This window comes from Pseudomonas viridiflava, from assembly GCF_900184295.1.
Classification (GTDB): Bacteria; Pseudomonadota; Gammaproteobacteria; order Pseudomonadales; family Pseudomonadaceae; genus Aquipseudomonas; species Aquipseudomonas viridiflava.
This window is the reverse complement of sequence record NZ_LT855380.1, coordinates 452,519-473,751: the sequence shown is the minus strand read 5'-3', so window position 1 is coordinate 473,751 and position 21,233 is coordinate 452,519. Positions and strand designations below refer to the sequence as shown.

19 protein-coding genes are annotated in these 21,233 nt (G+C 58.5%); 6 read left to right on the top strand and 13 right to left on the bottom strand.

What is annotated here, in order from left to right:
* The first annotated feature begins 106 nt into the window (after window positions 1-106).
* Entirely contained in the window at window positions 107-826 is a 720-nt protein-coding gene (locus CFBP1590_RS02265) for a hypothetical protein (RefSeq protein WP_029244126.1), read from the top strand.
* A gap of 73 nt (window positions 827-899) precedes the next feature.
* Here CFBP1590_RS02265 and alaC read toward each other — a convergent pair whose 3' ends face one another.
* Complete coding sequence (gene alaC / locus CFBP1590_RS02260) at window positions 900-2,114, bottom strand: alanine transaminase (RefSeq protein WP_029244127.1); 1,215 nt, start codon at window positions 2,112-2,114, stop codon at window positions 900-902.
* 163 nt (window positions 2,115-2,277) lie between these two features.
* Window positions 2,278-3,024 carry a TraX family protein gene (locus CFBP1590_RS02255; RefSeq protein WP_029244128.1) on the bottom strand — a complete coding sequence of 249 codons (747 nt, stop codon included), beginning with the start codon at window positions 3,022-3,024 and terminating at the stop codon, window positions 2,278-2,280.
* Between the two features lie 96 nt (window positions 3,025-3,120).
* On the opposite strand from CFBP1590_RS02255, the gene CFBP1590_RS02250 reads away from it, so the two are divergent.
* Window positions 3,121-4,161, top strand: a complete 1,041-nt coding sequence (locus CFBP1590_RS02250; protein WP_029244129.1) for a threonine aldolase family protein — start codon at window positions 3,121-3,123, stop codon at window positions 4,159-4,161.
* 21 nt (window positions 4,162-4,182) lie between these two features.
* Here CFBP1590_RS02250 and gbcB read toward each other — a convergent pair whose 3' ends face one another.
* Entirely contained in the window at window positions 4,183-5,283 is a 1,101-nt protein-coding gene (gbcB, locus tag CFBP1590_RS02245; RefSeq protein WP_088234412.1) for a glycine betaine monooxygenase reductase subunit, read from the bottom strand.
* Between the two features lie 311 nt (window positions 5,284-5,594).
* Between gbcB and gbca the strand changes: the two genes are divergently transcribed.
* Window positions 5,595-6,893, top strand: coding sequence for a glycine betaine monooxygenase oxygenase subunit (gene gbca, locus CFBP1590_RS02235; protein WP_029244131.1), 1,299 nt, complete (start codon window positions 5,595-5,597; stop codon window positions 6,891-6,893).
* 224 nt (window positions 6,894-7,117) lie between these two features.
* Window positions 7,118-8,899 carry a fibronectin type III domain-containing protein gene (locus CFBP1590_RS02230; RefSeq protein WP_088234411.1) on the top strand — a complete coding sequence of 594 codons (1,782 nt, stop codon included), beginning with the start codon at window positions 7,118-7,120 and terminating at the stop codon, window positions 8,897-8,899.
* Between the two features lie 643 nt (window positions 8,900-9,542).
* Here the strand turns inward: CFBP1590_RS02230 and etfB are convergent.
* The 6 genes from etfB to CFBP1590_RS02200 form a co-directional block, all read right to left on the bottom strand.
* Window positions 9,543-10,349, bottom strand: a complete 807-nt coding sequence (etfB, locus tag CFBP1590_RS02225) for an electron transfer flavoprotein subunit beta (protein WP_088234410.1) — start codon at window positions 10,347-10,349, stop codon at window positions 9,543-9,545.
* Window positions 10,339-11,559 carry an electron transfer flavoprotein subunit alpha gene (etfA, locus tag CFBP1590_RS02220; RefSeq protein ID WP_088234409.1) on the bottom strand — a complete coding sequence of 407 codons (1,221 nt, stop codon included), beginning with the start codon at window positions 11,557-11,559 and terminating at the stop codon, window positions 10,339-10,341. The genes etfB and etfA overlap by 11 nt, the downstream gene beginning before the upstream one ends.
* Window positions 11,559-13,523 (bottom strand): dimethylglycine demethylation protein DgcB, encoded by a 1,965-nt coding sequence (gene dgcB, locus CFBP1590_RS02215; protein ID WP_088234408.1) that lies wholly within the window; start codon window positions 13,521-13,523, stop codon window positions 11,559-11,561. The genes etfA and dgcB overlap by 1 nt, the downstream gene beginning before the upstream one ends.
* Before the next feature lie 317 nt (window positions 13,524-13,840).
* Window positions 13,841-15,901 (bottom strand): dimethylglycine demethylation protein DgcA, encoded by a 2,061-nt coding sequence (gene dgcA, locus CFBP1590_RS02210; RefSeq protein ID WP_088234407.1) that lies wholly within the window; start codon window positions 15,899-15,901, stop codon window positions 13,841-13,843.
* Window positions 15,902-15,916: 15 nt separating this feature from the next.
* Entirely contained in the window at window positions 15,917-16,447 is a 531-nt protein-coding gene (locus CFBP1590_RS02205; RefSeq protein ID WP_029244137.1) for a DUF5943 domain-containing protein, read from the bottom strand.
* Between the two features lie 83 nt (window positions 16,448-16,530).
* Complete coding sequence (locus CFBP1590_RS02200) at window positions 16,531-17,508, bottom strand: dipeptidase (protein ID WP_088236347.1); 978 nt, start codon at window positions 17,506-17,508, stop codon at window positions 16,531-16,533.
* 227 nt (window positions 17,509-17,735) lie between these two features.
* On the opposite strand from CFBP1590_RS02200, the gene CFBP1590_RS02195 reads away from it, so the two are divergent.
* On the top strand, window positions 17,736-18,146 hold the full coding sequence (locus CFBP1590_RS02195; RefSeq protein ID WP_043305544.1) for a lysozyme inhibitor LprI family protein: 411 nt from the start codon (window positions 17,736-17,738) through the stop codon (window positions 18,144-18,146).
* Window positions 18,147-18,200: 54 nt separating this feature from the next.
* Window positions 18,201-18,620 carry a DUF3010 family protein gene (locus tag CFBP1590_RS02190; RefSeq protein WP_004880226.1) on the top strand — a complete coding sequence of 140 codons (420 nt, stop codon included), beginning with the start codon at window positions 18,201-18,203 and terminating at the stop codon, window positions 18,618-18,620.
* A gap of 533 nt (window positions 18,621-19,153) precedes the next feature.
* Here the strand turns inward: CFBP1590_RS02190 and fba are convergent.
* The 4 genes from fba to CFBP1590_RS02170 form a co-directional block, all read right to left on the bottom strand.
* Window positions 19,154-20,218, bottom strand: a complete 1,065-nt coding sequence (fba, locus tag CFBP1590_RS02185) for a class II fructose-bisphosphate aldolase (RefSeq protein ID WP_004880227.1) — start codon at window positions 20,216-20,218, stop codon at window positions 19,154-19,156.
* Window positions 20,219-20,332: 114 nt separating this feature from the next.
* Window positions 20,333-20,659 carry an MliC family protein gene (locus CFBP1590_RS02180; RefSeq protein ID WP_004880229.1) on the bottom strand — a complete coding sequence of 109 codons (327 nt, stop codon included), beginning with the start codon at window positions 20,657-20,659 and terminating at the stop codon, window positions 20,333-20,335.
* A gap of 54 nt (window positions 20,660-20,713) precedes the next feature.
* On the bottom strand, window positions 20,714-20,905 hold the full coding sequence (locus CFBP1590_RS02175; RefSeq protein WP_004880231.1) for a hypothetical protein: 192 nt from the start codon (window positions 20,903-20,905) through the stop codon (window positions 20,714-20,716).
* Window positions 20,906-20,991: 86 nt separating this feature from the next.
* Window positions 20,992-21,225 carry a hypothetical protein gene (locus CFBP1590_RS02170; RefSeq protein WP_004880233.1) on the bottom strand — a complete coding sequence of 78 codons (234 nt, stop codon included), beginning with the start codon at window positions 21,223-21,225 and terminating at the stop codon, window positions 20,992-20,994.
* Window positions 21,226-21,233: the final 8 nt, after the last annotated feature.

The following is a 21,233-nucleotide window of genomic DNA, read 5'->3' as shown; positions in this document are numbered from 1 at the left end:
ATGCAAAGAGGCCAATGGCACCGCAACAATGAGGCCTGTAACGACACGGCCAGATCACTTTCTATTTAATGGATGAAATATCAGCCACTCCAGGAAGGAGATAATCATGGGTACTACGGCGAGAACTTATCTCTTGACGCCCGCGCTGTGGAGGACTCTGACGGCACCTAAAATCAGTCAGGCGCCAAGCCCCGAGCCGCTGCTCTTTCTTTCCCAGGGCGTGCTTCATGATTCGCAACTGTTAGGCCAGGTCAAGCTGAGGACCATTCAGGAACTGCCCACTCTCGAAGCGCTGATAACGGTCTACATCGAGGGGATGGAGACAACGCTCACAACAACGGCGCCAATAATCGACGCCAGACTTTACGCAACCACGCAGGACATCATTCACCAGAACGATGCCTTCAACTCCGTCATCTTCAAAGTTGTTTCTTATTCAGAACAGGCGGTGACGTCCGATATCTATCTTTGGGAAATACCCTCCCCCATTGCACCGGACGCAATCGAATCGGACCTGCCTCTTTATCTTCCCAAAGGCTCGACTTTTCATGTGAGTCAGTCCGAACAGGACATCGTGATGGACAGGACCATCAGGATCTCAGAGGAACATCAGGCCTCGGTGAACATCCGTACCGTTGAAGGACGAAGCTACTCGACAACCATAACGGAGGCCCAAGCGGCTCGATGTGCAATACCGGGTGACTATTACGTGGAGAGCGGTTCTGGCCGTCTCGCCGTCGTATACGGCGTCACCACTGCGCCTGAACCTCCATTCACACCGATCATCAAGTACATCCCTTTGCCAGACGGACCGGCCCCCACTTAGACCCGTTCATACTGACATCACCCCGTCAATCGCCAAGGTGTCGTCACGACCCTGGCGACCATGACATCAGCTTTCAGCTTTTTGGCGCAACCAACGCATCCGCCCGGAACATGCCGCGAATACCCCGTACGGCCTGACGAATGCGGTCCTGGTTCTCGATCAGCGCGAAGCGCACATGATCGTCGCCGTACTCACCAAAACCGACGCCGGGCGAGACACACACCTTGGCCTCAAGCAGCAACTTCTTGGCGAATTCCAGCGAACCCAGGTGCGCGTAAGCTTCGGGAATCTTCGCCCACACGTACATCGATGCCTTGGGGTTCTCGACCATCCAGCCCAGTTCATGCAGGCCTTTGACTAGCACATTGCGACGCTGGCGATACTGCTCGGCGATGTCGAGCACGCATTGCTGATCGCCTTCCAGTGCCGCAATGGCTGCGACCTGCAGCGGCGTGAAGGTGCCGTAGTCGTGGTAGCTCTTGATCCGTGCCAGGGCGTTGACCAGTTCGGGATTGCCGACCATGAAACCGATCCGCCAGCCCGCCATGTTGTAGCTCTTGGACAGGGTGAAGAACTCCACCGCAATGTCCTTGGCACCGGGAACCTGCATGATCGAAGGCGCTTTCCAGCCGTCATAGACGATGTCGGCATAGGCCAGATCGTGAACCACCAGCACGTCATACTGCTTGGCCAGCGCAACCACGCGCTCGAAGAAGTCCAGTTCTACGCACTGCGCGGTAGGGTTGGACGGAAAACCCAGGATCATCATCTTCGGCTTGGGAATCGAGCCACGAATGGCCTTCTCAAGCTCGGCGAAGAAATCCACACCCGGCACGAGCGGTACCGAGCGCACCTGAGCGCCTGCAATCACCGCACCGTAGATGTGGATCGGATAACTGGGGTTGGGCACCAGCACGGTATCGCCCTGATCGAGGGTGGCGAGCATCAGGTGCGCCAGGCCCTCTTTGGAGCCGATGGTGACAATGGCTTCGCTCTCGGGATCGATGTCGACCTCGTAGCGCTTCTTGTACCAGTTGGAAATCGCCCGACGCAGACGCGGAATGCCACGCGAAGTCGAGTAGCCGTGAGTGTCTTCACGTTGGGCGACAGTGACCAGTTTTTCGACGATGTGCGGCGGCGTAGCCCCGTCGGGGTTGCCCATGCTCAGGTCGATAATGTCCTCACCACGACGACGGGCAGCCATCTTCAGCTCGGCAGTGATGTTGAACACGTAAGGGGGGAGTCGATCGATGCGCGCAAAGCGGCGCGGCGAACCTTGGTCAGCCATGAGAATCTCGCAGACGTAAGCGCCCGGAACCGTCCGAGCGACGTTGGCCACATGAGGCGGCCTGCTGCGGAAGATAAATGCAGTGCTGGCGTTTTGTCTATAGCGATGAGTGGGAACGATCATCGTCGTATTCCTGCACCCAGGTTCGGATCAGCATGCAGGCTCAGACCACCCGCAACACCTCACGCAACCCCAGCAACGCCAGAAAATGCAGCGGGTAGATCGCATACGCCCAGCGTCGCATCGGCATGACCCTGAATCGCGGCTTTGCCCTTAGCAAAGCCAGGCCCAGCACCGGGGCGAGCAGACAGGCAATCAGCGACCCGATGGAAATCGGATCACCCCATGCTGCACCGGCAAACATCTCCGGCCAGGCATTGCCCGCCACGCAGAACAGCGCCGGGAAAACCGCATAACCAAGCGATCTGTTCAGCACCAGAACAAACACCAACGGCAACAGCACGCCAGCCATTCCGAACATCAGGTATTTCTGAAACATCACCCCCAGCAACAATGCCACAAGCGCCATCACCCGCGTCACGGGTGTCTGCTGCTGCCAGCCCTGCGCAATCAGCAGACCGAGCAGCAGGGTCGGCATGACGTTAAGCACCGTGGCATCAGCCATGAACAGACGATAGGGAATCTCCGACAGCGCGGCGAAGGCCAGCAACCACATCAGATATCGCCATTGCACACGCGGCGCAATCACCGCTGCGCTGCGTCGTGAAAGATTGACGGCAATGGCCAGACAGAAAAACGGAAAGGCAAAACGCCCCGGCACGTACAGCTCGTTGATCGACCAGCCCACGTAGCGCAAATGGTCGAGCACCATGCTCAGCATCGCCAGCCACTTGAGCAGGTCCAGCGCCTTGTTGCGTCCCGGCAGAAAAGGCGGGTTGGAAAGATCCATATCACTCCTGACAGATAAAGAGTCGAGCAGGCAATGCATGACCGCGACACTGGTTTTTCGATACAGTGCGCAGGATAAGCCCATAAGGAATCGGCCATGACAGACCAAAGCCAACAGTTCGCCAGTGACAACTATTCCGGTATCTGCCCCGAAGCCTGGGCAGCGATGGAACAGGCGAACAAGGGTCATCAACGAGCCTACGGTGACGATCAATGGACTGCGCGGGCGTCGGATGATTTCCGCCGTCTGTTCGAAACCGACTGCGAAGTGTTTTTCGCGTTCAACGGAACAGCCGCCAACTCGCTGGCACTGTCATCGTTGTGCCAGAGTTACCACAGTGTCATCTGCTCGGAAACGGCTCACGTCGAAACCGATGAATGCGGCGCGCCGGAATTCTTCTCCAACGGCTCCAAGCTGCTGACCGCCCGTAGCGCTGGCGGCAAGCTGACCCCTGAATCGATCCGTGAAGTGGCGCTCAAGCGTCAGGACATTCACTACCCCAAACCTCGGGTGGTGACCCTCACTCAGGCCACTGAAGTGGGCGGCGTCTATCAACCCGAAGAACTCAAGGCCATCAGCGCGACCTGCAAGGAACTGGGTCTGCATTTGCATATGGACGGCGCGCGCTTCTCCAACGCCTGCGCCTTTCTGGACTGCTCGCCAGCTGAACTGACCTGGAAGTCGGGCGTTGACGTGCTGTGTTTCGGCGGCACCAAAAACGGCATGGCGGTGGGCGAGGCGATTCTGTTCTTCAACCATGACCTGGCCGAAGATTTCGATTACCGCTGCAAGCAGGCCGGGCAACTGGCGTCGAAGATGCGCTTTCTGTCAGCGCCGTGGGTCGGCTTGCTGGAAAACGACGCGTGGCTCAAACACGCCCGCCACGCCAACCGCTGCGCACAGCTGCTGGCGGATCTGGTCAAGGATATTCCCGGCGTGGAGCTGATGTTCCCGGTAGAGGCCAACGGCGTGTTCCTGCAACTGTCCGAAGCGGCCATCGCAGCACTGACGGCCAGAGGCTGGCGCTTCTACACCTTCATCGGCAACGGCGGCGCACGCTTCATGTGCTCGTGGGACACCGAGGAAGAGCGCGTCCGTGAACTGGCCGCCGACATCCGGCTGGTGATGCAGGGCTGACCTGCACACCCGCCGCAGACCTCAATACTCGATTTGCACGTCCCCTTTCGGCACGCTGCAGCAAGAGAGGATGTAGCCTTCTGCAACATCCTCGTCGGTGATGCCGCCGTTGTGCTCCATCTCCACTTCGCCGCTGATTTTCATCACCTTGCAGGTCCCGCAGATCCCCATGCCACAGGCTTTGGGAATCATCAGACCCAGCTTGGCGGCGGCGGCGTGGACGGTTTCACCCGGCCCCACCCGGATGCTCTTGCCAGTGTCGGTGAACTCGACCTGATGCAGATCGGCAATATCGACGTCCGGCGCATCAGCAGCGATCTCGGCCTGCTCGACCGCGTCGGCGCGGGCTTCTGGCGGCGTAGCACCAAAGGATTCCTCATGGTATTGCGCCATGTTGAAACCGTTTTCCTGCAACAGACGCTTGACCGCAGACATGTAGGGCGTAGGTCCGCAGCAGAACACCTCGCGATCCATGAAGTCCGGGGCCATCAGCTCGAGCATTTTCTGATTCAGGTAGCCGCGATAGCCGGCCCATGGTTCGCCGAGTCCGTGTTTTTCACAGACCAGGTGCAGGCTGAAGTTGTCGATCCGCGACGCCATGTGCTCCAGCTCGCGGTGATAGATGATGTCCTTGGGCGAACGGGCGCTGTGCACGAACACCATGTCGACATTGGCGTTGGTGTCGTAGAACCAGCGCGCCATGGACATCACCGGCGTGATGCCGACGCCGCCGCTGAGGTACAGAATCCTGGGGTTGGGAAAGTCGATGGCGTTGAACAGACCGACAGGCCCGTGCACGGCCAGCTCCTGGCCCTCGTGCAACGTGTCGTGCAGGTAGTTGGAAACCTTGCCGCCCGGCACGCGCTTGACGGTGATCGAGAAGCTGTAAGGCACCGATGGCGAGCTGGAGATGGTGTAGGAGCGCATGATCGGCATGCCGTCGATTTCCAGCTCCAGGGTCACGAACTGCCCGGGCTTGAAAAAGAACAGGATCGGCTGGTCAGCCATGAAGCAGAACGTACGTACATCCCAGGTTTCCTGGATGACTTTGACGACACGAACCAGGTGGCGCCCGTTGGCCCATGTCTGGGTCGTGACCGGGCTGAGGAAACTTTGGGACATACAGGATCTCCACGGCCGACTGTCGGCCTCTTATGGTGCGGATTCTGCTTAACAGAAGGCGCTGTCACTTATCCATCAACGACATTCACATACTTACGGCGACCAGCCCCCAAAGACAAGGTGTTTCGCGTCGGGAACGGATTCGGCCATGTCGCGCATGGATAAGGTTCGTCGAACGCCCGCCTCCACACTCGCCACCAAGGGCAATCAAGCAAGGACGACTGATCCGTCGCCCTGCGTGCAGCGCTACAACAACCGTATCAGCCACATTCGCAGGCCGCCTTCAGACGCGGTCATGAGGGATTTTAACGATGGACGTCACCGCAACCCTGAGCCTGGGCGACCTGCTGGAACCTGCACGCAAGGCCACTGCCGAGATGCTGCAGAATCGTGAACGCACGTATTCGTTGCCGCAGCCTTTCTACAGTGATGAACGGCTGTTTGAAATCGATATGCAGGAGATTTTCCAGAAGGAATGGCTGATTGCGGGAATGACCTGTGAAATCCCGGCCAAGGGCAACTACCTGACGCTGCAGATCGGCAAGAACCCTATTCTGGTCGTGCGCGGCCCGGATGGAGCGGTCAACGCGTTCCATAACGTTTGCCGTCACCGGGGCTCGCGTCTGTGCACCGCCGAGAAAGGCAAGGTGGCCAAGCTGGTCTGCCACTATCACCAGTGGACCTACGAACTGGATGGCCGCCTGTTGTATGCCGGCAGCGAGATGGGGGCCGACTTCGACATGTCTCAGTTCGGCCTCAAGCCGGTGAACGTGAAAACAGCGGGTGGTTACATTTTCATCAGCCTGGCGGAAAACCCGCCGGCCATCGACGAGTTCCTGTCGACCCTGCGTCACTACATGGAACCCTACGACATGGAGAACACCAAGGTGGCGGTGCAGACCACCTTGATGGAGAAGGCCAACTGGAAGCTGGTGCTCGAAAACAACCGCGAGTGCTACCACTGCAACGCCTCGCACCCGGAATTGCTCAAGACCCTGCTGGAATGGGACGACGTGACCGACCCGCGTGCCGACCAGGCCTTCAAGGACCATGTAGCTGCCTCCGCCGCTGCCTGGGATGCCGAAAAAATCCCTTACGCCCACGCCAGCTTCGGCTTGCGTAACCGCATCGTGCGTATGCCACTGCTCAAGGGCACCGTGTCGATGACCATGGACGGCAAGGTTGGCTGCAGGAAACTGATGGGCCGCATCCAGAACCCGGATCTGGGCTCGATGCGCATCCTGCATTTGCCGCACTCCTGGAACCACTGCATGGGCGATCACATCATCGTGTTCACCGTGTGGCCGATCAGCGCACAGGAAACCATGGTCACCACCAAGTGGATCGTCCACAAGGACGCTGTCGAAGGCGTGGATTACGACGTGGAACGCATGCGTCAGGTGTGGGACGCCACCAACGACCAGGACCGTCGTCTGGCCGAAGAAAACCAGCGCGGTATCAACTCGACGGCCTATCAGCCAGGTCCTTATTCGAAAACCTACGAGTTCGGCGTGGTCAACTTCGTCGACTGGTACAGCTCGCGCATGCTGGAGAATCTTGGCGCCGAGCCTGCGCCTTATTTGAAAGGCGTGGCGGTCAATCACGAATAAGCTCGGAAAGTTTATAGACACGAAGTTCAGATTCCTCTTGAACTTCGTGACGATTGCAACGATGAAACATTGACCACTGGTCTCGAATCGATCAAAAGCCCCTCTCTGTTTCATGACCCGCCGCTAAACAGCTTTTTCTCCGACTAAACTTGGTTGACGTTCCAACGGAATGGAAACGTACAGCGCACATCACGCGTACGTTATTTAGTGCACGGAGAAAAAATATGTTCACTCGCTACTTATTCAAAAAATACATAAAACGCTATCTCTCACGCTTTAAAAAACGCAGAGAAGATGCTGCCTCCATCATGCCGGATATTTCGAAAAAAAATATCCTCATGGGTTTCTGGCATAACTGGGGACCTGAACCGGGTCAGGGTTACCGGCAGGGCATGTTCAAGGAAATGTCGCTGAGCGAGATTCCAGAAGCCTACAACGTGGTGGCGGTGGCCTTCATGAAGGGCAACGGCATCCCGACCTTCAAGCCTTACAAAGGGACCGATGCAGCGTTTCGCGCCGAGGTCGCCACGCTGAATGCACAAGGCAGAGCGGTGCTGATCTCTCTGGGTGGCGCGGATGCCCACATTGAATTGCACGCAGGTCAGGAGGCAGCGCTGGCTGCTGAAATCTGCCGACTGGTCGAGGTCTATGGCTTTGACGGCCTGGACATCGATCTTGAACAGACCGCAATCACCTTTGCCGATAACGCCACTGTATTACCTGCCGCACTGAAACTGGTGCGCGAGCATTACAAAACCGAAGGCAAGCATTTCATTATCAGCATGGCGCCAGAGTTTCCTTACCTGAGGGATTCCGGGCCTTACCTTGCCTATATCTCAGCCCTTGAAGACTACTATGACTTCATTGCACCGCAATATTACAACCAGGGCGGTGATGGCATATGGGTCGACGAACTGAATGCGTGGATCACACAAAACAACGATGAACAGAAGCAGGAATTTCTTTATTACCTGACCGATAGCCTGATTAACGGTACACGGGGGTTTTCATCCATTCCTGCCGACCGTCTCGCCATTGGCTTGCCAAGCAATAATGACGGCGCAGCCACCGGCTACGTGATTGACCCTGAGGATGTAAAAGATGCACTGGCGGAACTGGAAAGCAACGGCAATCCGATTCGCGGCCTGATGACCTGGTCGATCAACTGGGATGCTGGCGTCGACAAAGACGGCAAGCCTTACGATTGGGAATTTCATGAGCGTTATAAATATCTGACTGAAGGTGAACAACCAGGACCGGACAAACCACCAGCACCCACCCATTTCAGGTCGACGGCACAAACCACCAGCTCCATCACGCTGAACTGGGATCTTGTGGTATGGAACAGGCCGGTCCTGCGATATGACGTTTATCGTGATGGTGTTCATCTGCCTGAAACGACACATCCTCCGTTCACAGACACAGGTCTTGAACCGGGCAAAGCCTACGATTACCAGATCACAGCGACTGACACGGACAATGTCACCTCGGATAAATCCGCCGTCATCAGTGTCAGTACCAAGGCAGAGGGTGGAGGCGAGCGGCCCACCGCTCCGACCGATCTGCACACCACAGAAATAACGTCGACCAGTATCTCGCTGATGTGGAACGCGTCGTCTCCCGGCTCGAGCCCTTTGATGGAATACGCACTGATTCGAGGTGACGAGCAGATTGCCTCGATCAAATCGCCCACCACCCGCTTCACTGATACCGGGCTGAAACCGGATACCCAATATCAATATGTCGTGTTTGCACGAGCGGTGGACAACCTGTTTTCCCAACCCAGCAACATGGTGAAGCCCAAAACCAGAGCCGACGATGGCGGTGATGAGATTGCTGAATGGGTGAAAGATCATTTCTACGACATAGAGGATAAGGTGACGTATAAGGAACTGAAGTACATCTGTATCCAGTCTCATGTTTCGATTGAAGATTGGAATCCGGGCCAAGCGCATACCTTGTGGTTGCCTTATGCGCTCAGGGCTTATCGTCGCAAGTCCAACTGACAGCAACCCTGAAAATCAGGCAGGCAACGGATTCTCAGGCACGCACTAAAAGAGAGACGACTTATCCACAGCGCTGTAGATGAAACATGGAGCAGGTCGTTTCTCGAAGGACAAACCTTTCCGAAAAAACGCAAGTTATGCATGACCGTCAGATTACCAAGCCACTGTATATTTTTTAACCACAACCCTTAAAGCCTTTAATTCATTGGGCCAGGACAGACCGCAAACACGTTATCCACAGAAAAGCCAACAGACTTTGGGTACAACTCGGTCTTTTATCGATGCGTGCTGTGGAAAACTGAAAAATGTGCGATGTCTGCGCTATGAAATGCAGTTTTGATACCTGCACAGACCGATTGGCTATTTTTTGAACGATAACGCGAAAGCCACGTAGAAAGGGGCTTACAGCGGATCACGAACAACTTGTCCACAGAGACGCCAACAGAGATTGTGGGCAATTATCGGATCAGGCGCGCAGCGTCGACTTATTTATCCACATGGAAAAGTCTTTAAAAACCGCGACTTAACCTGATCAATATTTGATCACCCCCATGTAAGCCACAGTCTACAAGGGGTTCAGCAAGGCGCGAACACGTTATCCACAGACGAACACACAGGGATTGTGTGTAAGTTGGCGTATTGCTCAGCGCACCACGCCTTCCTCAACCAACAGTTTAAGAATCGCGGCCGCACCTTCTTCAGCACTCAAGCCTTTCAACACCTGCCCACCGCCACCGCTGGCCTTGGCAGTTGCGGCCTTCATGCGATCAGCGCCGCTTTTGGCCTTGATAACTTTCAGGCGTTTGGGACGTGGTTTGGCGGGTTGCAGCGGCTGACCTATGAGTAACTCGTCGTTGACCACTTCGACGTCTTCCACACCGAGAACACCGCGTTGCGCAGGGCCGTAAGCGCTTTGACGCGGTTTTGGCGCGGCGTTATCCACAGTGGCGAGGAACGGGAGGCGCACCTTGAGACGACGACGCTGGCCACGCGGCAGCGCCTGCAGCACCAGCGCCATACCGTTATCCAGCGACTCGACCTCGGCAAGCCCGGTCACCAGCGGCCAGCCCAGTTTTTCAGCCAGCAGGAACGGCAACATGCCTGAGCCTTCGCCGGTTTCTGCCTGACTGCCGGTCAACACCAGCTGTGCGGAAGAGTCGCGGATATAGTCCGTCAGCACGCCAAGTGCATCGGCGCCTTGCGGCTGCTCCAGCACGTGCAGCTCGCTCAGCCCCATGCCCAGATAAGCACGCAAGGCGGGCTCCTGTGCATCGCCCGCGTGGAGAACGTGCAAGTTATCCCCAACCAGCTGCATCCCCAGTTCAACGGCTCGTGCGTCCTGCTCAGCGCGGCGCGCACGGCCTGAAGTCGGGTGAGCGCCGATGGACACCAGACTGATGATCTGCACGCCTGACTTATCCACTGCCACGTTGTTTTGATCAGGCCGCATCTCGTTTCTCCCCGTTGCGCCAGGCTTCGACTGCAGCGATCAGCGCGTCGAGAATGGCGGCGCTTTCGCCAATCACTGAAAGATCGGCCCGCTTGACCATGTCGCAGCCTGCATCAAGGTTGATGGCAACGACCTTGTCGCAAGCACCGATACCCTGCAAATGCTGGATGGCCCCCGAGATTCCCACTGCCACGTAGACACGCGCCGTGACCCAGGTGCCGCTGGCGCCGACCTGCCGCTCGCGGCCCATGAATCCATCGTCTACAGCCACACGTGAAGCACCTTCGGTAGCGCCCAGGGCCATCGCAGTGCGGTGGAACAAGGCCCAGTCTTTCACCCCATTACCGCCGGACAGAATGAATTCGGCCTCCGCCATGGGGATAACTGCAGGATCGACTGTCACCGCCCCCAAGTCCTCGATACGGGACAAGCTGCGGGCCACCGTTGTGGATAACTCTACGGGTGATGCCTCATGGCGCGTTTCGCTTACGGGTTCTGCACATTCGGCCGCCGCCAGAATCAGCCTTACGACAGGCCGAATCAGGTCTTCACGCCCGGCCCCGGCCCTGCCAATGCACAGCTCATCCTTGACCTGCCAGACACGAGTCGCCGGGCGCTCGCCAATACTGGCGGCAAACCGACGGCCGAGTTCGCCGCCACCGGTACGGCTGTCGGGCAGCAACCAGTGGCGAGGGTTGAACTGGTTATCCACAGCACGAAGACCCTGAACGCGCTGCTCAGGTGAATAACCGCTGAATTGTGTGCCATCCATAACCAGCAGGCGGTCCACGCCCGCTGCCTCGAATGAGGTTTCCTTGTGCTCGCCGAACACCACGGCCAGTACAGCACCGTCCGTGCCCGCCAACTGATGGGCCAGACCCAGCAGGTCGCGGTCATGGCTGCTCAGGCGGCCACCGACCATGTCGGGAACCACGCAAATGTAGAACGCCGGATCAACAACCTGATGCAACGGCAGCTGCACTTCAGTGGCGGCCGAGCGCTTGACTGCACCACCCTGCTGCGCACCGCTGCGGTCGATCCGCTTGATACCGTTTGGGCCGATGAAGCCCAGCCCATGCACAGTCTTGCGCATCAGGCCGTTGGGCCCCATCCAGCTGGTTTGTGCAGGTTGCATCGCCGCGTGCAGCGGATGCAGCCGGTTACGGGCGATCCACTCGGCGCGGGGGTCGCGGCGGATAATGTCGCTCATCAGTGCACCTCCGCAGGTTCACGTTTTGCCGGAACAGGCTTGCTGGGGATAACGTCGTCTTCCAGCAGCGCATCGGCCACCAGTTCGGCGATGTCCTTGATCAACGGTCGAGGCTCGACCACGCCTTCGAGCATCGCGGTACATTGTGGACAACCGACCGCCACCAGTTCGGCGCCTGTCTCCCGAATGTCGTCCATGCGCATATCCGGGATACGCTGCCTGCCAGGAATGTCGGTGATCGGCGCACCGCCACCGCCTCCGCAACAACGTGAGCGGAAGCCGGAACGCTGCATTTCCCTGATCTCGATACCCAGCGCACGCAGCACGTCGCGGGGCGCTTCGTATTCGCCGTTGTAGCGGCCCAGATAACAGGGATCGTGATACGTCACGCTGGTGCCTTTGTGCTGCCCCAGCCGCACGGATCCGTTTTGAATCAGCTCGGCCATATACGTGCTGTGATGCTGCACCTGATAGTCGCCGCCAAACGCGCCGTATTCGTTTTTGAGCACGTGAAAGCTGTGCGGGTCGCAGGTCACGATGCGCTTGAAGCTGTACCTGGCCAGCGTCTGAATGTTGCGTCGGGCCAGCATCTGGAAAGTCGCCTCATCACCCAGGCGACGTGCTACGTCGCCACTGTCGCGCTCTTCCAGCCCCAGCACGGCGAAGTCGACGCCGGCTGCTTTCAGGACTTTGACGAAGGCTCGCAAAGTACGCTGGTTGCGCATGTCGAACGCGCCATCGCCGACCCAGAACAGGACGTCCACGGTCTTCTTCTCGCTGAGCAGATTCAGGTTCAGATCCGCCGCCCAGTTCATGCGACCGCCCGGTGCGAAACCGCCCGGATTGTCGGTGGCGATCAGGTTCTCCAGCACTTCGGCGCCCTTGTTCGGCGTCGCGCCTTTTTCAAGGGTCAGGTGACGGCGCATGTCGACGATGGCATCGACGTGCTCGATCATCATCGGGCATTCCTCGACGCAGGCGCGGCAGGTGGTGCACGACCAGAGTGTCTCGGCATCCACCAGACCGTTGACGATCGGCTGATGCGGATGTCCGCCGTGCTCGCCAATCGGCCTGCCTTTACCATCGAGCGACGGATACGGACTGCCTGCAAAATGTGCATCGGTGCCGCCCGCCAGACCCACGACCATGTCTTGAATCAATTTCTTTGGGTTCAGCGGCTGGCCTGCGGCAAATGCCGGGCAAGCGGCTTCGCATTTGCCACACTGCACGCAGGCGTCGAAGCCCAGCAACTGGTTCCAGGTGAAATCCTCGGGTTTTTCCACACCGAGTGGCGCGGTCGGGTCATTCAGGTCCAGAGGTTTGAGCCCCGTGGAACGACCGCCGCCGAAGCGCTCGGCGCGGCGGTGCCAGGCCAGGTGCAGCGCACCGGCGAAAGCGTGTTTCATCGGGCCGCCCCAAGTCATGCCGAAGAACAGTTCGCTCACGCCCCACAGCACACCCAGTCCCAGAATCGCGACCAGCACCCAGCCGCCGAAATGCTCGGGAAGAATGCCGGCCACCGGCAGCGTGACGATGAAAAAGCTCGCGGCAAACGCCATGAGACTTTTTGGCAGACGCATCCACGGACCTTTGGACAGACGCGCGGGCGGATTCAGGCGTCGGCGGTAAACGAAGATGGCGCCGACAAACATCACGGCAGTCATCAGCAGTAACGCGTAGCCGAGCAGGCGGTTATGCAAGCCGAAACCGTGCACCAGAATCGCCAGGATAATCGACGCGACAGCACCGCCCGCCGTGGCGACGTGGGTATTGGCAATGTATTTGTCGCGGGCGACCACGTGGTGCAGATCGACCATGTAGCGCCTGGGCATGGCCAGCAGACCGCCCAGCCAGTCGACCTTCGCGGCCCGGCCGTTGCGCCACATTTTGACCCGCCGCAATGCACCGAGCGCCGCAAGGGCCAGCGCGGTGAACAGCAGGATGGGAAGAAGGGTGTTCAACATGTTGGCTCGGCTCCGGACCGTGTGGGCGGCAACACCACGTCTTCGACGTAGCGCTGTCGCGCGGCAAACTCAGTGGGAGCGGACCGGGCGGCGTTCCGTTTGTCCGCGAATGCAGTATTCCAGCCACTGCATATGCGTCGGATGTACCGGCCTTTTCGCGGACAAGTCCGCTCCCACAAAACCTCGTTTCTTCAGTGGTTTACAGGTTGTTTGATAAGAGCGGGCTTGTCCGCGAAGACGCCAGGGCAGACGATAAAGAGGCTACGTCTGAAACCGCATTTTCGCCGACACGCCCGCTCCCACTGGAAAGTGGTTTCTTAAAAATCCTTGCAAAGGCGCAAGCCGTCGTAGATCGCTGCGTGGGTATTGCGCTGTGCCACGCAGTCGCCGATCCGGAACAGCAGGTAACCGGCGCCCGGCTCACTCAGCGAAGGCTGCGGCTGAATGGCAAACAAGGCATCGATATCGATCTGGCCCTTGTTGCGCGACCCTTCCTTGAGCGCGTAGTAAATCGCCTCGTCCGGACGCACGCCGTTCTCCACCACCACCTGATCGACCACACGTTCTTCCTTGGCCCCGGTGTATTCGTTCTCCAACACAGCGACCAGCTTGTCGCCCTCGCGGTAGACCTTTTCCAGCATCATGTCGCCGGTCATGATCACTTCCTTGGGGTACATGCTGCGGTAGTAGGTCGGGAACGACGTACCGCCAATCGCTACGCCCGGTTTGATGTCGTCGGTGACGATCTCGACCTGACAGCCCTTGTCGGCCAGGAAGTCGGCCACGGACATGCCGGTGAATTCGCAAATGGTGTCGTAGACCAGCACGTTCTTGCCCGGCGCAACCTTGCCGTCGAGCACGTCCCAACTGCTGACCACCAGACCTTCGGCCGCGCCCCAGTGCTCGTTCTGCTCCAGAAACGGATGACCGCCCACCGCCAGCACCACGATGTCGGGGCGCAGGTCGAGGATGGTCGCCGCGTCGGCGGCCGTGCCCAGACGCAGATCGACTTTCAGGCGTGCCAGCTCCAGCTGGAACCAACGGGTGATACCGGCAATCTGGTCACGCTGCGGCGCTTTCGAAGCCGTGGTGATCTGTCCGCCAATGAAGTCCTTTTTCTCGAACAGCGTCACGTCGTGTCCACGTTCGGCAGATACCCGTGCTGCTTCCATTCCGGCAGGCCCGGCACCGACGATCACCACCTTGCGTTTCGGCCCGGTGGATTTTTCGATGATGTGCGGCACGCCCATGTATTCACGCGACGTGGCTGCGTTCTGGATACACAGCACATCCAGCCCCTGATACTGGCGGTCGATGCAGTAGTTGGCGCCAACGCACTGTTTGATCTGGTCGATCTGGCCCATCTTGATCTTGGCGATCAGGTGCGGATCGGCAATGTGCGCCCGGGTCATGCCGACCATGTCGACATAGCCGCCTTCCAGAATGCGCGTGGCCTGGTTCGGGTCCTTGATGTTCTGCGCATGCAGTACAGGCGCCTTGACCACTTCCTTGATACCGGCCGCCAGGTGCAGAAACGGCTCCGGTGGATAACTCATGTTGGGGATCACGTTGGCCAGGGTATTGTGGGTGTCACAACCCGAGCCCACCACACCGATGAAATCGATCATGCCGGTGTCGTCGTAGTACTTGGCGATCTGTTTCATGTCCTCATGGCTCAGGCCATCAGGGTGAAACTCGTCGCCGCAGATGCGCAGGCCCACGCAAAAATCTGGACCGACTTCCTTGCGCACCGCCTTGATCACTTCCAGACCGAAGCGCATGCGGTTTTCGAAGCAGCCGCCCCACTCATCTGTACGCTTGTTCACGCGCGGACTCCAGAACTGATCGATCATGTGCTGGTGCACAGCCGACAGCTCCACGCCGTCCAGCCCACCGGCCTTGGCACGGGCTGCGGCGCTGGCGTAGTTGCCGATCACGCGCCAGATTTCCTCGGGCTCGATGGTCTTGCAGGTGGCGCGGTGCACCGGCTCGCGGATGCCCGACGGCGAGAGCAGGGTCGGCCAGTGATCGCCATCCCAGCGAGAGCGGCGTCCCATGTGGGTAATCTGGATCATGATCTTGGCGCCGTGCTTGTGCATGGCGTCGGCCAGATTCTGGAAGTGTGGAATGATCCGGTCAGTGGCCAGGTTGACCGATTTCCACCAGCTCTGCGGGCTGTCGATCGCAACACTCGACGAACCGCCGCAGATGGCCAGACCGATACCGCCCTTGGCTTTCTCTTCGTAATACTTCACGTAACGGTCGGTGGTCATGCCGCCATCGGTGGCATAGACCTCGGCATGCGCCGTGCTGAGCACGCGGTTGCGGATGGTGAGCTTGCCGATCTGGATCGGCTGGAACATCGCTTCGAAAGCCATAACGCGATCCTCGATTTACAGCGGCTTGACGACAAAGAGTCCGTCGTCATGACCTTCTTCCGAACCACCGTAGACCTGCTCGGCCACCGTGCGGATCGAGCTGCCGCGGGCGGCCAGGATCTGATCCATGGCGCCTGCGAACCAGCCGGTGAACATGTAGTCGACCTTGCGGCCGACCTTGCCGTAGACGTACACGAAGCAGGAGTGCTCGAGTTTGACGCTGGCCGTGCCCTTTTCGAGGTCGATGTCCTGAATCTTGAACAGGCCCCAACCGCGCTGCGACAGGCGTTTCATGTAGTGCTCGAACACGGCGACGCCCTCGATGCCGTGGCATTCGGCTTCTTTCTCACACCAGTGCCAGGCGGATTTGTAGCCTGCCTTGTAGAGAATTTCGGCGTAGGCATCGGCGCCCAGCACTTCCTCGATGCCCATGTGGTTGTTGACGAAAAAGTGGCGAGGCACGTAGAGCATCGGCAGTGCATCGGAGGTCCAGACACCGGTTTCGCTGTCGACTTCGATAGGCAGTTGCGGGGCGATTTTGGCCATGGGGAACAAACTCCAGATGATTCGGGTTACACCCACCGCAACGAAGGCCGTGGGCGTGTATAGGTTCAGGTGTAACAGGCGGCTTACTCGCCCCAGACGTCGGCCAGAACGTTGACCCAGTTCTCGCCCATGATCTTGCGCACCACGCGCTCTGGATGGCCGCGCTTGAGCAGGGTTTCGGTCAGGTTGGGAAACTCGCCCACGGTACGGATGCCCAGCGGGTTGATGATCTTGCCGAAGTTGGTCAGGCGGCGGGCGTAGCCCTTGTCGTGGGTCAGGTACTCGAAGAAGTCCTGGCCGTGACCCTGGGTGAAATCGGTGCCGATGCCGATGGCGTCTTCGCCCACGATGTTCATCACGTACTCGATGGCTTCGGCATAGTCGTCGATGGTCGAGTCGATGCCCTTGGCCAGAAACGGCGCGAACATGGTCACACCCACGAAGCCGCCGTGGTCGGCAATGAACTTCAGTTCGGCGTCGGATTTGTTGCGCGGGTGTTCTTTGAGGCCGGACGGCAGACAGTGGGAGTAGCAGACCGGCTTTTTCGATTCGAGGATGACTTCTTCAGAGGTCTTGGAGCCCACGTGGGACAGGTCGCACATCACGCCGACGCGGTTCATCTCGGCGACGATCTCGCGGCCGAAGCCCGACAGGCCGCCATCACGCTCATAGCAGCCGGTACCGACCAGATTCTGGGTGTTGTAGCACATCTGCACGATGCCGACGCCGAGCTTCTTGAAGATCTCGACGTAGCCGATCCGGTCTTCATAGGCATGGGCGTTCTGGAAGCCGAAAAGGATGCCGGTCTTGCCCAGTTCCTTGGCCTTGCGGATGTCGGCAGTGGTGTGGACCGGCATCACCAGATCACTGTTTTCGCGCATCAGTTTCAGGCTGGTGCAGATGCTGTCGATGGTGGCCTGAAAACCTTCCCATACCGACACGGTGCAGTTGGCCATGGTCAGGCCGCCCTTGCGCATGTCTTCAAACAGTTCACGGTTCCACTTGGCGATGATCAGCCCGTCAATAACGATGCTGTCGGCGTGCAGTTCGGCTGGGCTCATCAGGCTGTCCCCATTCAGGTTCTTGCGCACCGAATCGGCTGTCGGCGCTAATGGGGTCAGCATATGCCGGAGGGTTGGCCGAGCCGGGTGCAAAAACGACAAGGGGCTTGCCGAAAGCGTCAAGAAACGACAAAGGGTGACAGCACTTCGTCACACCCTGTCGTAAACCTGTTCATTGTCACGCGGTTAGGACAGAATTCGTTACATCAATGGATCGGAGCGACTCAATGAGAACGATTTTCCTGACCCTGGCCTTGATGGCCACGGCCGTGACAGGCGCACACGCTGCTCAGAATCCGGACAGCACGCCGTGCGACGGCGTGGACAGCGATAATCAGACCCTGGAATGCTCGGCCTACAGCCGCCATACGGCTGAAGAGCTGCTCAAGGAAAACTTCCAGAACCTGCTCCAGCGGGTCCAATCGCAGTTCGTCGCCAACAAGACACAATTCAACGACTTCACCAGCAAGCTCAAGACGGCTCAGTCCGCCTGGGAAAAGCTGCGCGATGCCGATTGCGCTGTCGAAGTGTTCCCGTCTGCTGCAGGCAGCAAGGCTTTCACTATCAGTGAGAACGACTGCGTGGCTCGCATGAGTGACGAGCGGTCGGAGTATCTGGAGTCGATTGCACAGGAATAACGCCAGCGATGAGATAACCTGTTTCTTTTATGAATCACTTCATCAGGTTTTCTCATGATTATTTGCGGTGTAGAAATCAAAGGCAGTGAAGCCATCTTTGCTCTGGCCACGCGTCAGCAAGGCGGCATCGCACACCTGCCACTGGCGACCAAAAAGATTGCGCTGGAAGATGACGACGAGTCTGCCAACGTCAAAGCCTTCGCCACTCAGATCGCCAGCTTCGTGCGCGAGAATGGCATCAGCCATGTCGCGATCAAGAAGCGCAGCAAGAAAGGCGAATTCGCCGGCGGCCCGACCACCTTCAAGATCGAGACGGTATTCCAGTTGCTGGCCGACTGCGACGTAACGCTCGTTTCCCCGCAAACCATCAACGCCCAGAACAAGAAACACGCCTTCGCCCTGCCCGATACGCTGAACAAGTATCAGCACGAGGCTTACAAGACAGCGTGCGCGGGGCTGATGAAGTCGGCGTAGGTAACGCGTGGATCTCACGCACACTGATCGTGCCCATGCTCCCCGCTCAGCGTTATACACAAGTCTGGAAGACGCTCAAACGGGGCCAAAACAAAAGTGTCTGACTGAATACGTACCCGTGGTTGCAGCAAGACTTGGGTATAACACTGAGCGCAAGCATTGGCATGATCGGCGTGCTTGAGATCACGCTGATCGTTCCTACGCTTCGCGTGGGAATGCCTCCCAGGACGCTCCGCGTCCGCTCTCGAATGTGACGCAGATATGTGCCCAAGCTCCAGCGTTATCCACGTCATGCGCTCGGCTCACTGAATCCTCAGTCTGCGCCATTGTGACGCGGAGCGTCACGGGAGGCATACCCACGCGGAGCGATGGGCACGATCAGTGTCGAGGCGGACTTGTGTATAACGATGAGCGCTCTGCGTGGTAACGCCTCTCAGGACGCTCCGCGTCCAGCCGTGTGACGCAGCGCGGCAGATTTCGGACAGGCACAAAAAAACCCGCATCGCTGCGGGTTTTTTCAATGCTCAATCAACTCAGTTGATCTTGGCATCCAGTTCGCCACGGGCGTAGCGTTCGAACATGGCGTCCAGCGAGATCGGTTTGATCTTCGAGGCGTTGCCAGCGGTGCCGAAGGCTTCGTAGCGGGCGATGCAGACGTCACGCATGGCGACAACGGTCTTGGCCAGGTATTTGCGCGGGTCGAACTCGCTGCGGTTCTTGGCCATGAACTCGCGGATGGCACCGGTAGACGCCAGACGCAGGTCGGTGTCGATGTTGACCTTGCGCACGCCGTGCTTGATGCCTTCAACGATTTCTTCGACCGGCACACCGTACGTCTCTTTGATGTCGCCGCCGTATTCGTTGATGATCTTCAGCCATTCCTGAGGAACGGACGAAGAACCGTGCATCACCAGGTGAGTGTTCGGAATCCGCTTGTGGATTTCTTTGATGCGCTCGATCGCCAGGATGTCGCCGGTAGGCGGCTTGGTGAACTTGTAAGCGCCGTGGCTGGTGCCGATGGCGATGGCCAGGGCATCGACCTGAGTTTTCTTTACGAAGTCAGCAGCTTCTTCCGGGTCAGTCAGCATCTGACTGTGATCCAGAATACCTTCAGCGCCGACGCCGTCTTCTTCACCGGCCATACCGGTTTCCAGCGAGCCCAGAACGCCCAGCTCGCCTTCCACGGACACGCCACAGGCGTGAGCGAAGGCCACCACGCGACGGGTCACGTCAACGTTGTATTCGTAATCGGCTGGGGACTTGCCGTCTTCCTTCAGCGAGCCGTCCATCATCACCGAGCTGAAGCCCAGCTGGATCGAGCGCTGGCAGATGTCAGGGCTGGTGCCGTGGTCCTGGTGCATGACCACCGGGATGTGCGGGAACTCTTCGATTGCCGCGAGGATCAGGTGACGCAGGAACGGGGCACCGGCGTATTTGCGGGCACCGGCCGAAGCCTGAACGATCACCGGGGAGTCGGTCTTGTCGGCCGCTTCCATAATGGCGCGCATTTGTTCCAGGTTGTTTACGTTGAAAGCTGGAACGCCGTAGCCGAACTCGGCTGCGTGGTCCAACATCTGGCGCATGCTGATAAGTGCCATTGTCTGTGTCTCTCCCGGTAGGGTCGTTAATCGTGCAAGCCTGCCGTAGTGGCGGCTGCTATTCAAGTTATACGCACGGGCCGCAAGCCCTGCGAATGGTGCATCGGCTACGACTTATCTGGCTTTGCAGCCGCGACCGATCAAATCATTGGTGGCGTCCCAATACACAAGGCCTTCGCTGCCCTTGTTGTCGAACGCCAGCACATTATTACTGTAAAGCGTGCCACTGGAAGCACCGGGTTCAGCCTTTAGCCTGAAAACCTGATCGCTCTGATTCAGGCGCGCATCCACTTCTTTTTTTGCTGAATCGATATAGCGCCAATGAATCTCGGCACCGCTATCGCAGACCCAGTGATTCCACGGGTCATTCTGTTGGGGCTTGCTCATCATCGAGCAACCGCCCAGCACCGCCAATGTTCCGAGGGCAATCAAGCCTTTCATGACTTCTCCTGGCCTGCCCTGCGAAACCCGGCGTGTGCCTGCGGCTTCGTTGTATCAGGGGCAGTTCTGTTCCTGTTTACCGTCATCGGCCGGTTCACCCGTGGCGCGCGCCTCGACCCGCTGACTGTTCTCGGTTGTCGGCACATCCACCGAGGCCGGGCTGAATACTTTGCAGGCATGGGAGCCGGAACCGGCACAACCGGCCAGTACAACGCAACTCACAAGCGCCAGGGCAGCGATCTTCATGGCAAAACTCCTTCTTCATAAAAAGATGTCCACCCACTAATGACCGCTGAAGCTTGCCGTGGTTGCCGCAAAAGCCTCAACCCGGCTTACGGACAGCCTGGCAACCCTGTTGCCTTGGGCATGAATTCGTAACGATCCCATACCTCCTGGCCGCCGCGCTTGTAGATCACCGGTACTGTCTCGGCCTGCCAGCCCGCCTGATAACAACTCAAATGCAGCACATCGGTCCGGGAAGCGCTCTCGGCCTCTTCGGCTTCAGGCTTGCCTGCACAACCGCCCAGCAACCCTGCGATGAGGAACCACGGTAACGCCCTGACCATGTACGACT